The organism is Vibrio sp. 10N.222.49.A3 (assembly GCF_041475145.1).
GTDB classification, from domain to species: Bacteria; Pseudomonadota; Gammaproteobacteria; order Enterobacterales; family Vibrionaceae; genus Vibrio; species Vibrio tasmaniensis_A.
This window is the reverse complement of record NZ_JBFRVM010000052.1, coordinates 1-14,427: the sequence shown is the minus strand read 5'-3', so window position 1 is coordinate 14,427 and position 14,427 is coordinate 1. Positions and strand designations below refer to the sequence as shown.

The window sequence follows — 14,427 nt, the reverse complement described above, 5'->3', positions numbered from 1 at the left end:
CGGCAATTTTTATATAACTTAAACCGAACGATTCACTAGCATGGTCTTAATGTGACCAATCGCTTTCGTCGGATTTAATCCCTTAGGACAAACACTTACACAATTCATGATGCCATGGCAACGAAAAACGCTAAATGCATCATCAAGATCGGACAGACGTTCGTCTGTCGCCGTATCTCGGCTATCTATTAGCCAACGGTATGCTGCAAGTAGGCCAGCTGGTCCGATGAACTTATCTGGATTCCACCAGAATGATGGGCATGAAGTCGTACAACATGCACACATAATACATTCATACAAACCATCTAAATGAGCACGCTCATCAGGGCTTTGTAGGTTTTCACGAGCCGGTGGCACATTGCCATCAGACACTAAGAACGGCTTAACTTTTTCGTAGTTATCGTAGAACTGAGTCATGTCTACGATTAAATCACGCACGACAGGCAAACCTGGAAGTGGGCGAATTACGATTTTATCTTGGCCAGAAAGTGCAGACAGAGGCGTGATACACGCCAATCCGTTTTTACCATTCATGTTCAAACCATCAGAACCACATACACCTTCACGGCATGAGCGACGGAATGAAATCGTTGGATCTTGCTCTTTCAAAAGAATAAGCGCGTCCAAAAGCATCATGTCAGAACCTTCTTCCACCTCTAGGGTGTACTCTTTCATGTAAGGTTTCTGGTCCACATCTGGGTTGTAACGGTATAAAGAGAAATTCAGTTTCATGGTCATATCTCCTTAGTACGTACGTGCTTTCGGCGGGAATGCTTCACGATGGATAGGCTCCATGTTCACGCCACGCTTAGTCATACTTTCTGATTCAGGGTTGTAAAGTGAGTGGCATAGCCATTGCTCATCATCACGATCTGGGAAGTCAAAACGAGCATGCGCTCCACGACTCTCTGTACGGAAGTTTGCTGCTACCGCGGTTGCAAATGCCGTTTCCATCAAGTTTTCAAGCTCTAAACACTCAATACGTTGCGTGTTGAACTCAGTCGACTTATCTGAAAGGTGTGCATTTTTAAGACGCTCACGAATCACTTTCAGCTCTTCTAAGCCGTCAGCCATCGCTTTGCCTTCACGGAATACAGAGAAGTTGTTCTGCATACATTGCTGGAGATCTTTACGAATTACCGCAGGATCTTCACCGTCAGTACTGTTTTCCCAACGATTATAACGCTCTAGTGAACGTTCAATGTCGGCTTCAGTTGCAGGTTTTGCTTCAGCTTGCTTGTTCAAAGTCTCACCAAGGTGAAGACCTGTCGCACGACCGAATACAACCAAATCAAGTAGCGAGTTGCCACCTAGACGGTTTGCACCGTGTACTGATACTGAAGCGATTTCGCCACAAGCGAATAGACCTTGAATTTCAACGTCTGTACCGTCTTCAGTTTGTTTGATTGCTTGACCAGAAACCTGCGTTGGAACACCGCCCATCATGTAGTGACACGTTGGGATTACAGGAATTGGTTCTTTAACAGGATCAACGTGAGCGAAGGTACGAGAAAGCTCACATACACCCGGTAGACGAGATTCAAGCGTCTCTTTACCTAGGTGATCAAGTTTCAGCTTGATGTGTGGACCCCATGGACCATCACAACCACGACCTTCACGAATCTCAACCATCATCGAACGAGCTACAACATCACGACCTGCTAAATCTTTAGCATTCGGAGCATAACGTTCCATGAAGCGCTCGCCGTCTTTATTGAGAAGGTAACCACCTTCACCACGACAACCTTCTGTTACCAAAACACCTGCGCCAGCGATACCCGTTGGGTGGAACTGCCACATTTCGATGTCTTGCATTGGAACGCCTGCACGAATCGCCATACCAACACCGTCACCAGTATTGATGTGTGCGTTGGTTGTAGAAGCGTAGATACGACCAGCACCACCGGTAGCAAGGATTGTTGCCTTCGCTTTGAAGTAGCAAACCTCACCCGTCTCCATACAAAGCGCGGTAGTACCTAAGATTGCACCATCTTCGTTTTTAACAAGATCCAGTGCATACCACTCAGAGAAAACCGTCGTTTTATGTTTAATGTTTTGTTGGTAAAGCGTGTGTAGCAGTGCGTGACCAGTACGGTCGGCTGCAGCTGCGGTACGAGCCGCTTGCTCACCACCAAAATTCTTAGATTGGCCACCAAACGGACGTTGGTAAATACTGCCGTTATCAAAACGAGAAAATGGAAGACCCATTTTTTCTAATTCGATAACCGACTCAGGGCCATTTTTACACATGTATTCGATAGCATCTTGATCGCCGATGTAATCGGAACCTTTTACCGTATCGTACATGTGTTGTTCCCAGTGATCTTCATGCGCATTACCAAGAGCAACGGTGATACCACCTTGCGCAGATACAGTATGAGAACGAGTTGGGAAAACTTTAGAAAGCAACGCACAAGATAGGCCTTGCTCAGAAATTTGTAGCGCGGCGCGCATACCAGCACCACCAGCGCCAATTACTACAGCATCAAACTCACGAACAGGAATAGTCACTTACGCACCCCACAAAATAAACAGACCAGAGAAGAAATATCCTAGAAGAACCGCAACAACACCGACTTGAAGACCAACGCGCAATTTTGCACATTTGATGTAGTCAGTTAGTACTTGCCACAAGCCGATCCACGCGTGAACCAAAATTGAAGTAAGCGCTAACATGGTGAAGACTTTAGTGAAAGTACCACCAAAGAATTGCGTCCAAGATGCGTAAGAAATATCACCTGAGAAAGCACAGAAGCTCACTAGGTAGATAGTGTAAAGCGTCATAATGATGGCTGTTGCACGAATCAATAGATAATCATGCACACCATTACGACCAAAAGTAGAAACGTTGTTTACCATACTAAGATCCCCGCTAGTAGAGACAATACCGCTGTTGCTGCGAATGCAACCTTCGCGCTCTTAGCGCCAGATTCCAGCTCTTCAAAGTGACCAAGGTCCATAAGAAGGTGACGAATACCACCAGCAATGTGGTAAGCCAAAGCGGTTAAAATGCCCCACAGAATAAACTTCACGAAGAAACCGTCGACAATGTCGCTAGCTTCCATAAAGCCTACAGGGGAAGAGAGGGAAATGGATAGTAACCAAAGCAGAATTCCGATCGCAACAAAAGTAATCACCCCAGACACACGGTGTAGGATGGAAGCTATTGCTGTGATAGGAAAGTGGATGGTCTGTAAATCTAAATTAACAGGTCTTGTCTTTCTTTCTTTCACGGGCTCGCTCACTCAGCTCCATTGAGCATGATGGTCATTAAATAACCTTATGTATTGTTATGGACAAAATTTGATTGCAAACCCTCAAAATTTAACATTAACTTAACAAATAACGTAAGTTGAGCCTTAGATAATTGTAAAATAATTGTTAATAACTAGGTTTCCGAAGACACCTCACATTTCTTCTTAGCCTTGCATTTATAAGGTTTTAACCAAACTTTTCAGCGCCACTATACGGCTGGCAACATTCTAATACAATTGATGCAACAAATAATGCTACACAGCACAGACTTTTAACGAATTTAATGTAAAAAACACTAACAAGTGCACACAAAGCTGCAGAAAAATTGACTTTCTGACGTAAGACCAGTAAAAAAATGGCACATAAACATCCTGGACGGATTAATAATAACAAAGGAGATTGTTATGGCGGATAAGAAAGCTACCCTTCATATTGAAGGTCAAGCGCCGATCGAATTGCCGATTACAGAAGGTGTACTTGGTACTCCAGTCATCGACGTTCGTACACTGGGTTCTAATGGTTTTTTCACTTTTGATCCTGGTTTTCTTGCCACTGCATCTTGTGAATCGCAAATCACTTATATTGACGGTGGAAAAGGTATCCTTCTACACCGTGGTTATCCAATTGATCAACTGGCCAATAATGCTGATTACTTAGAAGTTTGTTACATTCTTTTATACGGCGAAGCTCCTTCTCGAGCTCAATACGAAGAGTTCAAGACGACTGTCACGCGTCACACCATGGTTCATGAGCAAATTGCTAGTTTCTTCCACGGCTTCCGCCGTGATGCTCACCCAATGGCTGTTATGTGTGGTGTGGTAGGTGCGCTTGCTGCGTTCTATCATGATTCATTAGATGTTAATAACGACACACACCGTGAAATTGCGGCATACCGCCTAATTTCAAAAATGCCAACACTGGCTGCAATGTGTTACAAATATTCTATCGGTCAACCGTTTATCTACCCACGCAATGACCTAGGCTACGCAGAAAACTTCCTGCACATGATGTATGCAAATCCATGTGAAGAATATGAAGTAAACCCTGTTGTTGCTCGCGCAATGGACAAAATCTTTACGTTACACGCAGATCACGAACAAAATGCTTCAACGTCAACGGTTCGTTTAGCTGGTTCTTCGGGCGCAAACCCATTTGCTTGTATTGCTGCTGGTATCGCTTCTTTGTGGGGTCCGGCTCACGGCGGTGCTAACGAAGCTTGTCTAATGATGCTTGAAGAGATCGGTAGCGTAGACAACATTGAAGAGTACGTAGCAAAAGCAAAAGACAAAGATGACCCGTTCCGTTTAATGGGCTTCGGTCACCGTGTTTACAAGAACTACGATCCACGTGCAACGGTAATGCGCGAAGCGTGCCACGAAGTACTTAAAGAGCTGAACATTCAAGATCCACTACTTGACGTTGCAATGGAACTTGAGCGCATCGCTCTTTCTGATGAGTACTTTGTATCGAAGAAACTATACCCGAACGTAGATTTCTACTCAGGTATCATTCTGAAAGCGATCGGTATTCCGGTATCAATGTTCACAGTAATCTTCGCGATGTCTCGTACTATAGGTTGGATTGCACACTGGAACGAAATGCACAGCGATCCGACGAACCGCATCGGTCGTCCTCGTCAGTTGTACACTGGTGAAGAACAGCGTGATTTCCAAGCTCTACACGAGCGCGAATAGTAAAGTTTAGACTTTTCTAATCGATTAAGATCAGAAAGGGTTGATGTATTAACATCAACCCTTTTCTTTTATATGCTCTCAACTCCGTCATCCTCAAGAGTGAGGGACGAGCGAGTTGGGGATCTCACTAATTGTATCGACAAGCTTTTAGAGATTCCCTACTCCTTCCTTTGTCAGTCTAGGGAATGACGAATTACTTGAGATCTCTCGAAATAAAATCCATTAGAGTTCTAATTAGCCAGTCTCATCGACGGGTACAAATTTATAGTGACTCGTATCCTACATCCCATATTTTCTTTTTATACCGGGTTGTCGATATCGATAAACTCAACAGCTAAGCCATGCTCTTTCGCTAGCCACTCACCTAATGCCTTCACACCATAACGTTCTGTTGCGTGGTGGCCTGCCGCAAAGTAATGGATATCTTGCTCACGTGCTGAGTAAGTAGTGCGCTCTGAAATTTCACCAGAGATAAATGCATCAATACCTTGAGAAGCCGCTAACTCAATGTAGTCTTGACCACCACCGGTGCACCAACCGACAGTAGTAATCATTTTGTCTTGGTTTTCTGGAGCGATATGCAGTGGTTTACGATTTAGAACTTGGTTAATTTTTGCAGCAAACTCTGCACCCGTCATTGGCGTACTCAACTTGCCAAACATCGCAACAGATTGTGGGTGCCCTTCTAAACCGCCTTCGACTTCGATATCAAGAAACTCTGCAAGCTTGGCGTTGTTACCAAGCTCAGGGTGGATATCAAGAGGGAGATGGTATCCTAAAAGGTTGATGTCATTTTTAATCAGGGTACGAATGCGCTTACCCTTCATGCCACGAATTGCTTCTGATTCACCTTTCCAGAAGAAGCCATGATGCACTAATAAAGCGTCTGCATTCAGTTCTACCGCTTTATCAATCAAGGCTTGAGAAGCTGTCACACCAGTAACGATTCGCTTCACTTCTGTTACGCCTTCAACTTGAAGACCATTAGGACAGTAATCTTTAATTTGCTGTGGCTGCAGTTTTTCGTTAAGTAGCTTTTCTAATTGTAAGTTATTCATTTTTATTTCCAGCTTACCTTTATAATAACGTCGTTATATCAATTTACGGGTAGAATGTCGAAAGCCCCAGGGTTATGTTTATAAAGAGCTAGTTTATGAGGAACAGATGACAGCACTGCAACGTTTTTACCAATGGGTCATCGACTCACCGCCATTACTAGAAATCAAGCCACCGATTTCGGATCTCAGTGCATTCTCAAGCCCTCATACCATAATAGATGCATCACATACATACAATGGTAATCCTAGGTTAGGTTTCCTCTACCAGCACCTATGTGAACAAGTCATCGAAGCTTCACCTGATTATTCGATCAAGTACGATGAAATTCAGATTAATGTGGATGGCAGAACGCTAGGTGCAATCGACTTTATTCTTGAAGAGGAGAGCAGCCAAAAGCTGCAACATTGGGAAGTGGCGATTAAGTTTTATCTGCTCCATGAACAAACATGGTTTGGGCCAAACTCTCATGAGCAATTGGATAAGAAGCTCGATAGGATGCTAAGCCACCAGCTTGGTATGTCATCTTCAGCCGCCTTTATTGAACAGTATCCAGAGATTGATGTCGACTCAAAACATCTCCTCATGCAAGGTCGCCTTTATACCAACCCATTCTTGGAGCAAAACGTACCGACTGAATGTTTGAGTTACGACATTAATCCAAGCCAAGTAAACGGTTTTTGGTGCTATCAAAACCAAGCTCATTTAATTACTGAAGTGCTCTACCCTCTCACCAAAGAGCAATGGGCAGCGGGCACTGATGATTTCACCTGCGAGCCTATCACCGAGTTTGGTGACCGCTTTGTTCATGGACAAACCAAATCAGGACAGTTTTGGTTTGTGATGCCACAAAGCTGGCCACACGGCTAATCTATTCAGCCATTGAGTTGATTTAGTCTTAGCCACTTACTCACAGACAAATAAAAAGGGCTGATGCTTTCACATCAACCCTTTCACTATTTACTTGATGACTCTACTAATCTGTATTCGATTATAGGCCAGCGGCTGCAAATACTTGGTTAACAATCTCTTGAGCTTCTGCTTCGATTGCTTTCAGGTGCTCTTCACCTTTAAAGCTTTCACAGTAGATCTTGTAGATGTCTTCTGTACCTGATGGACGAGCAGCAAACCAACCGTTTTCAGTCGTCACTTTTAGGCCACCAATCGCAGCACCATTACCTGGAGCGTGCGTTAAGCGTGCAGTAATTGCATCACCAGCAAGCGTCTCAGCTGAAACCATCTCTGGAGATAGCTTCTTAAGCACGTCTTTTTGTGCGCCGTTAGCTACTGCTTGAATACGGTTGTACTTAGATTCGCCATGTTTAGCGGCAAGTTCTTCGTAGTATTCTTGTGGGTTCTTGCCCGTTACTGCTGTGATCTCGGCCGCAAGTAGGCAAAGAATCAGGCCATCTTTATCTGTTGACCAAGGCGTTCCGTCTTTACGTAAGAAAGATGCACCCGCACTCTCTTCACCACCGAAACCAAACTGACCGTTATATAGGCCATCAACGAACCATTTGAATCCCACTGGCACTTCGCAAAGCTCGCGACCTAAGTCAGCAACAACGCGGTCAATCAGAGCACTTGATACCAGTGTTTTACCCACTGCAACGTCTTTACCCCAACCTTCACGGTTGCGGTATAAGTAGTCAATACACACCGCTAGGAAGTGGTTGGGATTCATCAAGCCTTTTGGCGTAACAATGCCGTGGCGATCGTAGTCTGGGTCGTTGCCAAACGCTAATTGATAGTCGTCTTTAAGTGCCAGTAAACCTGCCATTGCGTATGGAGAAGAACAGTCCATACGAACCACACCATCTTTGTCTAGAGACATAAATTGGAACGAAGGATCAACAGCTTCACTGACCAGAGTCAGGTCTAGGTTGTACGCTTTGCCAATTTGACGCCAGTAATCAATACCGCTACCACCCAGTGGATCAACACCAATCTTGATGTTTGCTTTCTGGATTGCTTCCATATCAACCACGTTAACCAAGTCAGCAACGTAAGGAGCAACTAAATCAACTTCTTTCACTAGCTCAGACTGTTTAGCCTGTGCGATAGGAGTGCGCTTAACGCCTTGCATTTGCTCAGCAATGATCACATTCGCACGATCTTCAATCGCTTGAGTTAGCTCTGCCTCAGCAGGGCCACCGTGTGTCGGATTGTATTTAATACCCCCGTCTTGTGGTGGGTTATGCGAAGGCGTGATAACAATGCCGTCTGCTTTTTTGTCATTCACTAGGTTATGCGTAAGAATCGCGTGCGAGATACCTGGAGTTGGAGTAAAGCCATTGTTTTCTTGAACGATAACTTCAACGCCGTTTGCAACTAGCACTTCAATAACCGTAGAAAAAGCAGGCTCAGATAGAGCGTGAGTATCTTTGCCTAAGAAAAGTGGTCCTGTTGTACCTTGATCGGCACGAACCTCAGCAACCGCTTGTGCGATCGCTAGAATGTGGTTTTCATTAAATGTTGATTTGTCTGCTGTACCGCGGTGACCTGAAGTACCGAACAGTACTTTATGATCTGGGTTAGTAGCATCCGGTTGCTGTAAGAAATAGTTTGCAACTAAAGCCGGGATATTATGAAGATCTTCCTGCAGAGCTTTCTGCCCGGCACGAGGGTGCATAGCCATTATCGACATCCTTATATAAAATTTAAAAACAAAAAAACCTCATAATATCTTCTTAGCCATGGATATTATGAGGTTTAAATCAGATTTCGTTAAATTGAACCTGTTACTTTTTCTATCAATTCTGCTTGGAAATTCATGCGGCTCATAAGCTGTTCAACCATCTGTCTTTTTCGGCTTGTATTGTTATTCGTAATAACCCAAAAAGGACTTTGTGGAATAGCTTTAGGCTTAGTTGTGTTGCCGTTTGCTAACAACGTCGCTTCGTTGTCTGCAAAGTAAACACGCTTGCGGCCCTTTACTTGAGTTGCTTCTGAAAAGCTTAAAGGGTCGATTTTATGCAGTGTTGATAACACAAGCATGAAACGATCAATGGCTTTCTTTAGTGATGCAAACTCATCTGATATTAGTAGTGAGCGCATTTCTTTAACGCCATCGAACTTCTCTGGAGTAAAGCCTACCTCTTTGCTAACAACGATACCTTTTGGCTCAACGATCTCTTCGATCGGAACCGTGCCTTGGTTATCAACCAGTAACAAGCGGCGCAGAATATCTGAAGCGCTTTCGCCAATACGTTCTGTCTGACCCGCAATAAAACGGTATAGGTCCTCATCAACCTCAATTGTTTTCATTCGCTTTTCACAATCTCAATGTTTAAACTCTGAGGGATTATAGCGAGATCCGCGCGGATACTCTACGTCAAACCCACCATGAATAAGATAAAAATGTCAGTACAGCTCAACTATAAAATTGAAGGTGAGGGTCACACCATTGTTTTGATCCATGGATTATTCGGAAATTTGGACAACCTTGGCTTGCTCGCTAGGGATCTAAAAACCGATCATCAGGTACTTAGCATCGATCTACGTAACCACGGCCAATCTTTCCATAATGACACTCATAATTATCAAGCTATGGCACAAGATGTGGCTCAACTGCTGAATGATCTTGAGTTAGAAGGTGTCACTGTGATTGGTCACTCGATGGGTGGCAAGGTAGCGATGGCACTGACACAACATCTGACGCTGCATAAATTGATTGTCTTAGATATGGCACCAGTCGCGTACACCCAAAGTCGTCACGACAACGTATTCGCAGGCCTACAAGCTGTGATAGAAGAAAAACCGACCTCACGCTCAGAGGCGCTTAAGGTCCTCGCAAAACATATCGAAATTGATGGGGTTCGCCAGTTCTTAACGAAATCTTTGTTCAAATCAGAACAAGGCATCATGGAATGGCGTTTCAATGTTGCCTCGCTCTTAAACAACTACCCACAGATTATTGGTTGGGAACCGATTGACAAAACCTCGGTCAAAACCTTGCTAATCAAGGGTGGTGACTCTGATTACCTGACGGCTGAACATCAAACCGCCGTTCAACAGCAGTTTTCCAACGCAAAGGCACATGTTATCGCCAACACTGGACATTGGCTACACGCGGAAAAGCCCGCTGAAGTGCTCCGTGCAATAAGGAAATTCATCACTTAGATAGGTTGATTAGTCGATATAAATGAGAGCTGTGTAATCACAGCAGATTAACTTTATCTCACAACAGTGATATAGTGCGCCCAAGCAAATTTGGTATATAAGGTTCCCATGCTTTACGACTACATGAACATCATTGAATCTGTTGGTTTAGATCTTCTGTTTGCCGCGATTTTCTTTCTAATCGGAATGGCAATTAAAGACGTTCTAAAGCAGGGAAATGTTCCTGCATTTGGTCGTCGTATCGTATGGTTAGTACTTTTCCTTGGCTGCGCAGGCTTTATCGCAAAAGGGATAATCCAACTAAGCTGGGAAGGAACTGGAATCTAACGATTTCCTCCGAACTTTATTACACCGACAACAGACAAAATGAAAGGTAATGATTCTATGGCAAGTGTAGGTCTCTTCTTTGGTAGCGATACAGGTAACACTGAAGCTGTTGCTAAGATGATTCAAAAGCAATTGGGCAAGCAGCTCGTTCAAGTTCAAGACATTGCAAAAAGCAGCAAAGAAGATATCGATAACTTCGATCTGCTGCTGCTTGGTATCCCTACGTGGTACTACGGCGAAGCACAATGTGATTGGGATGACTTTTTCCCTGAGCTAGAAGCTATTGATTTCTCAACTAAGCTTGTTGCGATTTTTGGTTGTGGCGACCAAGAAGATTACGCAGAATACTTCTGCGATGCTATGGGTACTATCCGTGATATCGTTGAAGCAAAAGGCGGTACTATCCTAGGTCACACGTCAACTGAAGGCTACGAATTCGAAGCATCGAAAGGTTTAGTTGAAGGCGATGACAGCCAATTCGTTGGTCTATGTATTGACGAAGACCGTCAACCTGAGCTGACTGATGAGCGCGTATCTAACTGGGTTAAACAAATCCACGAAGAGATGTGCCTAGCAGAGCTAGAAGACTAATTCATTAGCGGTTGTTAATTGTTACAATTAATGACCGTTATGTAGATATGAAAAAACCTCCTTATGGGAGGTTTTTTTCTATTCAATGTTTATCAATCAACACTCAGCTTCTAATGCTTCGTCATCCTCTCTAAATTGTGGCTTCTTTCTCACATAGAGAGTTCGCTGAATTTCCGAAACCACACTTCCCTGCTTATCTTTAACGTGGATGATAAATTCGGGGAAACACTTCTCACCAAGTTGTGTCTGACGATAGATATCCTCAAGTTGCCCTTGGCTTATCTCAAAGTCTGCATACAAGTCGGATTGACCAGGCTTGATAAAGTTAATACTCGCCTCTTTATCCCAAACATAATATCGCTCACCTAAAATCCCCATTAACATTAACGAGTAAACGGGATCGGTAAGAGAAAAGATACTGCCTCCATATTGAGTCCGATTAGCGTTCTTATTCCACCACCGCAACTTGAGCACAGTCTTAACAACCCTAAAGTCAGCGCTAATGTGAGCTATTCGAATTCCCGAGCCCCAAAAGGGAGGCCAAATATTGAGTGCAAATTTTACAATATTGGGTTTATATATTTTTGCGAGTTGCTTATTCATAACAACAATCCATGTTCATATCAAAAAACACCGTCACCTGGCTGGTCGTACCTCCACTATAAGTGAGATACTTCCAATTTACAAAACAGATTGTGATGTCAGTGAGTAACCCTTTGAAGTTCGTGGTTTATTGTTATGCCTGACTAAACTATAATGGTATTAATATTGAATTCTGTTAATTGCTGCAGATCATCAACAGGAAAGTATATGTCAGACAATAATCAAGCGCTAAAAGATGCTGGTCTTAAAGTGACCCTCCCACGGCTCAAAATTTTAGAAGTATTACAACAACCAGACTGCCAACATATTAGTGCTGAAGATTTATATAAAAAGCTGATCGACTTAGGTGAAGAGATTGGTCTTGCGACCGTTTATCGCGTACTAAACCAATTCGATGATGCAGGCATTGTAACTCGTCACCACTTTGAAGGTGGTAAGTCTGTATTCGAACTTTCAACACAGCATCACCATGATCACCTAGTATGTTTAGACTGCGGTGAAGTTATCGAGTTCTCTGATGATCTTATCGAAGAAAGACAAAAAGAAATCGCTCAACGCTACAATGTACAGCTAACTAACCACAGTTTGTATCTGTATGGTAAAAGCATCACTGGGGATTGCAAAGGCAACCCAGACGCACATAAAGCGAAGAAGTAACACAGAACGCTGGCTTAGGCCGGCGTTTTTTATTTGGGCTGATATTGTATTAAGAATCACAGTAGCTTGGCCCACAATTTGGTTATTTCCCAGACACAAAAAAACCGGCTCTAAGCCGGTTTTTTATTAAGCGTCTCTTGAGAAACTAAGCTCCGAGAAACAGAGCTTGGAAAAATAGAGTAGAGAAAAACAAAGCCATTAAGCCTCAGTTTTACCCCAAGTGTCACGTAGACCAACCGTGCGGTTGAATACTAGCGCGTCTGCTTTAGAGTCTTTCGAATCTACACAGAAATAACCTGTACGTTCAAACTGGTACGCTTGCTCTGCCACACCTTCTCCTAGGCTAGGTTCAACAAAACCGTTTAGCGTAACAAGTGATTCAGGGTTTAGCGTTGCAGCGAAATCATCAGCAGCGGCAGGGTTTGGCACTGTGAATAGACGATCGTATAAACGAATCTCAGCAGGCAACGCTTTATCAGCCGATACCCAGTGAATAACGCCTTTCACTTTACGGCCATCTGCAGGGTTCTTACCCAATGTTTCATTGTCGTAAGAACAGAAGATAGTCGTAATGTTGCCTTCTGCATCTTTTTCGATACGTTCAGCTTTGATCACGTAAGCACCACGTAGACGAACTTCTTTACCTAGAACCAAACGCTTGTACTTTTTGTTTGCTTCTTCACGGAAGTCATCACGCTCAATCCAAACTTCACGTGTAAATGGTACTTCACGAGTACCCATTTCTGGCTTGTTCGGGTGGTTTGCTACCGTCAATGTTTCTACTGTATCAGCGTCGTAGTTTTCAATCACGACCTTGATAGGGTCAAGAACAGCCATTGCACGAGGTGCATTTTCGTTCAGATCATCACGGATACAAGATTCAAGTGAACCGAACTCAATCATGTTCTCTTGCTTAGTCACACCAATACGTTTACAGAATTCACGAATCGAGCTTGAAGTGAAGCCACGACGACGCAAACCAGAGATAGTTGGCATACGTGGATCGTCCCAGCCTTCAACTAGGTTTTCAACCACAAGTTGGTTCAGCTTACGCTTCGACATTACCGTGTATTCAAGATTCAGACGGCTAAACTCGTATTGACGAGGTTGGCAATCAATCGTGATGTTATCTAGAACCCAGTCATACAAACGACGGTTGTCTTGGAATTCAAGCGTACAGATAGAGTGCGTGATACCCTCTAGCGCATCAGAGATACAGTGAGTAAAGTCGTACATTGGGTAAATGCACCACTTATCAGCAGTTTGATGGTGGTGAGCAAAACGAACGCGGTAGATAACAGGATCGCGCATAACCATGAATGAAGAGCTCATGTCGATCTTAGCACGTAGACACGCTTTACCTTCTTCGAAGCCACCGTCACGCATTTTTTCGAACAACGCTAAGTTCTCTTCAGGACTGCGATCACGGTATGGGCTCGCTTTACCTGGCTCTTTTAGCGTGCCACGGTACTCACGGATTTGATCAGGACTTAGCTCGTCAACATACGCTAAGCCTTTATTAATTAATTCCACAGCATAAGCGTAAAGCGTATCGAAGTAGTTTGATGAGTAACAAATATCACCAGACCATTCAAAGCCTAACCAGCTTACATCATTCTTAATTGACTCAACGTATTCAACGTCTTCTTTTTCAGGGTTTGTATCATCGAAACGAAGATTACATTGTCCCTGGTAGTCCTGAGCAATACCAAAGTTCAAGCAAATAGATTTAGCGTGACCAATGTGCAGGTAGCCATTTGGCTCCGGCGGGAAACGAGTATGCACGCTACTGTGTGTACCATCCGCTAAATCTTTATCGATAATTTGGCGAATGAAATTCGATGGACGAGCCTCAGCTTCACTCATCTATAGCACCTCTATGTATTTAGTATTGTCAGAGAAAGTTATCTTTTGTACCAATGAAAATGGTCGCTTACAGCGCCAGTCAAAGATAGAAAGATCATTGTTGCTAATCATCCACAATTCTTCGCCTTTGCACAATAAGAACCGTCCGTTAATTGCGATTATTTCTGCTATTCGATGAAGAATAGAACGAACCGGGTTCATTGACCTTAAACAGTAGGCACAAAAAAGCCTCCCGTTTGGGTAATGCCGTTCACTT

The 14,427-nt window shown here is 43.6% G+C and carries 15 protein-coding genes; 6 read left to right on the top strand and 9 right to left on the bottom strand.

Annotated features, from left to right (window positions below; genetic code table 11):
- Positions 1-18: 18 nt before the first annotated feature.
- From AB4589_RS10480 to sdhC, 4 genes are read right to left on the bottom strand one after another with little or no spacing between them, the layout of a single operon-like run.
- Positions 19-732 (bottom strand): succinate dehydrogenase iron-sulfur subunit, encoded by a 714-nt coding sequence (locus AB4589_RS10480; RefSeq protein ID WP_009847320.1) that lies wholly within the window; start codon positions 730-732, stop codon positions 19-21.
- Between the two features lie 12 nt (positions 733-744).
- Positions 745-2,511, bottom strand: a complete 1,767-nt coding sequence (sdhA, locus tag AB4589_RS10475; protein ID WP_009847321.1) for a succinate dehydrogenase flavoprotein subunit — start codon at positions 2,509-2,511, stop codon at positions 745-747.
- Entirely contained in the window at positions 2,512-2,859 is a 348-nt protein-coding gene (sdhD, locus tag AB4589_RS10470) for a succinate dehydrogenase, hydrophobic membrane anchor protein (protein WP_004734215.1), read from the bottom strand.
- A complete protein-coding gene (gene sdhC, locus AB4589_RS10465; protein WP_012604532.1) occupies positions 2,853-3,245 on the bottom strand; it encodes a succinate dehydrogenase cytochrome b556 subunit in 393 nt (130 codons plus the stop codon). The genes sdhD and sdhC overlap by 7 nt, the downstream gene beginning before the upstream one ends.
- Positions 3,246-3,659: 414 nt before the next feature.
- On the opposite strand from sdhC, the gene AB4589_RS10460 reads away from it, so the two are divergent.
- Positions 3,660-4,949 carry a citrate synthase gene (locus tag AB4589_RS10460; protein WP_004734217.1) on the top strand — a complete coding sequence of 430 codons (1,290 nt, stop codon included), beginning with the start codon at positions 3,660-3,662 and terminating at the stop codon, positions 4,947-4,949.
- Positions 4,950-5,248: 299 nt separating this feature from the next.
- On the opposite strand, the gene AB4589_RS10455 is transcribed toward AB4589_RS10460, so the two are convergent.
- Positions 5,249-6,007 carry a Nif3-like dinuclear metal center hexameric protein gene (locus AB4589_RS10455; RefSeq protein ID WP_371709046.1) on the bottom strand — a complete coding sequence of 253 codons (759 nt, stop codon included), beginning with the start codon at positions 6,005-6,007 and terminating at the stop codon, positions 5,249-5,251.
- 106 nt (positions 6,008-6,113) lie between these two features.
- Here AB4589_RS10455 and AB4589_RS10450 point away from each other — a divergent pair, with 106 nt between their 5' ends.
- Positions 6,114-6,875 (top strand): DUF1853 family protein, encoded by a 762-nt coding sequence (locus tag AB4589_RS10450; RefSeq protein WP_372100348.1) that lies wholly within the window; start codon positions 6,114-6,116, stop codon positions 6,873-6,875.
- A gap of 121 nt (positions 6,876-6,996) precedes the next feature.
- On the opposite strand, the gene pgm is transcribed toward AB4589_RS10450, so the two are convergent.
- Positions 6,997-8,643, bottom strand: coding sequence for a phosphoglucomutase (alpha-D-glucose-1,6-bisphosphate-dependent) (gene pgm, locus AB4589_RS10445; protein ID WP_009847325.1), 1,647 nt, complete (start codon positions 8,641-8,643; stop codon positions 6,997-6,999).
- 89 nt (positions 8,644-8,732) lie between these two features.
- Positions 8,733-9,272: a replication initiation negative regulator SeqA gene (gene seqA, locus AB4589_RS10440; protein ID WP_012604536.1), complete on the bottom strand. Its 540-nt coding sequence runs from the start codon at positions 9,270-9,272 to the stop codon at positions 8,733-8,735.
- Positions 9,273-9,365: 93 nt separating this feature from the next.
- Between seqA and AB4589_RS10435 the strand changes: the two genes are divergently transcribed.
- From AB4589_RS10435 to fldA, 3 genes are all read left to right on the top strand, one after another.
- On the top strand, positions 9,366-10,127 hold the full coding sequence (locus AB4589_RS10435) for an alpha/beta fold hydrolase (RefSeq protein ID WP_135384084.1): 762 nt from the start codon (positions 9,366-9,368) through the stop codon (positions 10,125-10,127).
- Positions 10,128-10,235: 108 nt separating this feature from the next.
- Positions 10,236-10,454: a DUF2788 domain-containing protein gene (locus tag AB4589_RS10430; protein ID WP_009847328.1), complete on the top strand. Its 219-nt coding sequence runs from the start codon at positions 10,236-10,238 to the stop codon at positions 10,452-10,454.
- A gap of 57 nt (positions 10,455-10,511) precedes the next feature.
- Positions 10,512-11,045 carry a flavodoxin FldA gene (fldA, locus tag AB4589_RS10425; RefSeq protein ID WP_009847329.1) on the top strand — a complete coding sequence of 178 codons (534 nt, stop codon included), beginning with the start codon at positions 10,512-10,514 and terminating at the stop codon, positions 11,043-11,045.
- A 96-nt stretch (positions 11,046-11,141) separates the two neighbouring features.
- On the opposite strand, the gene AB4589_RS10420 is transcribed toward fldA, so the two are convergent.
- A complete protein-coding gene (locus tag AB4589_RS10420) occupies positions 11,142-11,648 on the bottom strand; it encodes a DUF4442 domain-containing protein (protein ID WP_009847330.1) in 507 nt (168 codons plus the stop codon).
- A 207-nt stretch (positions 11,649-11,855) separates the two neighbouring features.
- Here AB4589_RS10420 and fcrX point away from each other — a divergent pair, with 207 nt between their 5' ends.
- Entirely contained in the window at positions 11,856-12,305 is a 450-nt protein-coding gene (gene fcrX / locus AB4589_RS10415) for a ferric iron uptake transcriptional regulator FcrX (RefSeq protein ID WP_004734226.1), read from the top strand.
- A gap of 198 nt (positions 12,306-12,503) precedes the next feature.
- Here fcrX and glnS read toward each other — a convergent pair whose 3' ends face one another.
- Positions 12,504-14,171 (bottom strand): glutamine--tRNA ligase, encoded by a 1,668-nt coding sequence (gene glnS / locus AB4589_RS10410; RefSeq protein WP_102250395.1) that lies wholly within the window; start codon positions 14,169-14,171, stop codon positions 12,504-12,506.
- Between the last annotated feature and the right edge of the window lie 256 nt (positions 14,172-14,427).